Annotated in this window: 3 protein-coding genes; all 3 read left to right on the plus strand. The window is 59.5% G+C overall.

Annotation, left to right across the window (positions count from 1 at the left end; genetic code table 11):
• Nucleotides 1–200 (plus strand): hypothetical protein (locus AC0V2Y_RS26935; RefSeq protein ID WP_475418406.1); only part of this gene is annotated, 200 nt, incomplete at its 5' end.
• A gap of 152 nt (nt 201–352) precedes the next feature.
• A complete protein-coding gene (locus AC0V2Y_RS26940) occupies nt 353–2,290 on the plus strand; it encodes a S9 family peptidase (RefSeq protein ID WP_475417915.1) in 1,938 nt (645 codons plus the stop codon).
• Between the two features lie 127 nt (nt 2,291–2,417).
• Nucleotides 2,418–3,338 carry an EAL domain-containing protein gene (locus tag AC0V2Y_RS26945; protein ID WP_475417914.1) on the plus strand — a complete coding sequence of 307 codons (921 nt, stop codon included), beginning with the start codon at nt 2,418–2,420 and terminating at the stop codon, nt 3,336–3,338.
• The last annotated feature ends 127 nt before the right edge of the window (nt 3,339–3,465 follow it).

Genomic DNA, 3,465 nt, shown 5'->3' on the forward strand with positions numbered 1-3,465 from the left:
AGGGCATTGCCTCGTTCACCGTCTTCAATCTGGGGGGCAGCTACTCCGGCGTCAAGAACACCAAGCTGAGTTTTGCGGTGCGCAATGCCTTTGACCGGAAACCGCCATTCTATCCGCATTATGGCAATAACTTCATTTCTGGCCTGCATGGATCAATGGGACGCTACTTCCAATTGACTGCCGATTACGCCTTCAAGTAAGCCAAGGATCAAGCCGTGCCAGCTTCTCTGGCGCGGCCCTGCTTGCCATATGTACTCTGATTAGCCAGAGCGCTGTCCCATTCATGATGGAGATATAAGTGAAATACACCCCCACTCTTACCCTACTCGCCTTGCTGCTTGCCGGCGCTGGCATGCATACCGGTCTGGCCCACGCCGACGAGACGATTCCCATTGCGGATTTTTTCAAGAAAAGCGAATTTAGCGGCAGCCCCGTGCTATCGCCCGACGGGCTGAATCTTGCCGTGCTCACGCCCCGCAACGGACGTTTCGTGCTGGCCATTATCAACCTCGAGACGCGCGCTTCCACCGTCGTGGCCTCCGATCCGGACTGGGATGTCACCAGTCCGCTGTGGGTGAACAACCAGCGCCTTGTGTTCAGCATCAGCAAGGGCAGCAGCGAAGTGATGGAAAAACAGACGGGCGGCGGCTTGTTTGCCGTCAACCGCGACGGCAGCGCTTTCCGCATCCTGGTAGCCAGCGTCAAGGACGCCATGAGCACCGGCAAGCCCTACAAACCGGTACAGGTATTGAAGCGGGTTGGCGACGGCAGCAACGATTTGATTGTCTCCAATAACGAGCGCGGCAGCGGGGCCGACCTGGGCGCCAGCGACGTTTTTCGCATGGACACGACCACTGGCCGCAAGACCTTGTTGACATTTGATAATCCCGGCGCCGTCAGCGACTGGCTGCTCGATCATGACAATGTGATCCGGGTGGCCTCGGCCATGAGCGTGGAAGATGGCAGCAAGCGCATCAAGCAGACCGTGTATTACCGCGAAGAAGACAAGGCGCCGTGGAAACCCATCTACCAAGCCTATGCCACTGAAGGCAAAACCATGAATCCGCTGGGCTTCGATTTCGACAACAAGACCTTGTTTGTCGCCGGCCGCTTCAACGGCCGCGACAAGGCGGGCGTCCACATCTGGGATTTCTCCGGCAATAAGGCCGGGGATTTAATTGCCGAGGATACACTAGTCGATGTCAATAACGGCTTGCTGTTCGACTATGCGCGCAAGAAAATCATCGGCGTGCAGGTGGATGGCATGAAGCCGACAAAGCACTACTTCGATCCGGAATATGCACGCCTGCAGGCGTCGCTGAACGCCAGCTTGCCCAACGAAGAGGTCAATTTCCAATGGCGTGGCGACCACGCGGTTGTCAGTGCCACAGGTGTGAATAATGTGGGCAAGCTGTATTTGTTCAACACGCGCAAAAAAACCTTGGAGCCTTTGTACAGTGTGATGCCCATTCTGGATGGCAAGAAACTTTCCGAACAGAAAGTAATCTCTTACCAGGCACGCGACGGACTGAATATTCCGGCCTATCTCACCTTGCCGCAAGGCCGCGCGCCCAAGGCCCTGCCGCTGGTCGCCTACATCCATGGCGGACCGCACTCGCGCGACCATCTTCAGTACGATCCCTTGACCCAGATGCTGGCCTCGCGCGGCTATGCCGTGCTGCAGCCGCAATTTCGCATGTCGACCGGTTTTGGCTGGAAACACCACACGGCGGGCTGGAAGCAATGGGGCCTGAGCATGCAGGACGACATCACGGACGGCATCGAGGAGCTGGTCAGGCAGGGCATCGTCGACCGCAAGCGCGTGTGCATCATCGGCGCCAGTTACGGCGGCTACGCCACCATGTACGGCCTGGTGAAAAACCCCGACCTGTACCAATGCGGCATCAACTGGGTCGGCGTCACCGACGTCAAGATGCTGTTTACCGTCAATTGGTCCGATATGTCCGGCCCGGTCATGGATGACATGGGTGCCAAGATGCACGGCGATCCGAAGACCGACGACGCGTATTTCCAAAAAGTTTCGGCCATCGGCAATGCCGCCAGGATCAAAGCGCCCGTGCTGATGGCCTACGGCAGCGAGGACATGCGCGTGCCCCTGATTCACGGCGAGAAAATGCGCGACCAGTTGCGCAAGCAAGGTAATACCGTCGAGTGGATGGTGATGACGGGCGAGGGCCATGGCTGGGCCAAGGAAAGCAACCGGATTCTGTGGGGCGAGACCGTATTCCGCTTCATCGACCGTTATATCGGCCCGGGAACGTCACGCTAGCCGGGCAAACCGGCCGGTCCGTCATGACGTCCAGCCTGGGCGGGGCGGCGCTTTTCAGAACAGTCCGATTCTCCGCTGAAATCGCCGTCCCTATACTTATTCCATCTTAATCCGCCGGGAAAATGCCATGAGCGCCACCGTGTATGCCATTCCTTCCATCACGGTGTGCCAGCGCCTGCCCTTGCGCCTCACCGTGCCCGGCGCCGTGCCGCAGGAACGCAAACAGCATCCGCAAGCGCTCAAGCGATATGCCCCGGCACGGCCCAGCGATGCCGAGGTCGTCCATGCGATATGCACGGGCGAGGGCCTGCGCGTGCTCTACCAGCCACAGTATGACCTGCACAGCAGGCGCATCGTCAGCGCGGAAGCACTGCTGCGCTGGCGGCACCCACGGTATGGCGACGTGTCGCCGGCGGTGCTGATTCCCATGGTCAACCGGCTCGGTCTGCATATGCAGCTATTCGACCGGGTCGTCAAGGAGGTCATCGATGTGCTGCGGCACCTGCGCCGTCAAGGTGCCGACGTGCCGGTTGCCGTCAACGCCTCGATCGATACCGTGTGCGCGCCCGGCATGGCAGATATGCTTGCCACAAGAATGTGGGATGCCTGCCTGCCGACGCGGCTGCTGAAAGTCGAAGTCACCGAAGACTTGCCTGTCCTCGATGAACTGTGCCTGTCGGGCTGCCTCAACACGCTGCGGGCGAAGGGATTTCCCCTGTCGCTCGACGACTTCGGCGCCGGTTCCGCCACCTTCAACGTCCTGTTCAAGATGCCTTTCGATGAAGTCAAGATCGACGGCGCCTTTATTCGCGACATGGAAACCAATAGCCATTCGCATGCCATCGTCGCCACCCTCGTTGCCCTGGCACACAGGCTCAATCTGAAACTGGTGGCCGAAGGCATCGAAAACGAATCCGTGCTGGCCGCATTGCTGGGCATCGGCTGCCGCATCGGCCAGGGCTATGCGCTGGCACGCCCGATGGAGCGCGAGCAATTCCTCCAGGGTCAACTGGCCAAGCCTGGAAGCATGGCGGTAAAGGCGCAATGACATGACCATCATGCAGCAACTGATACCGCATTCCCAGGCCGCCAACCCCATGGAAGCCGAAACACCGGCCCAGGGGCATGGTGCCACGGCGCTGGTCGAACGCCTGCTCGCCTACATGGGGCTGCGT

The organism is Janthinobacterium sp. BHSEK (assembly GCF_056174685.1).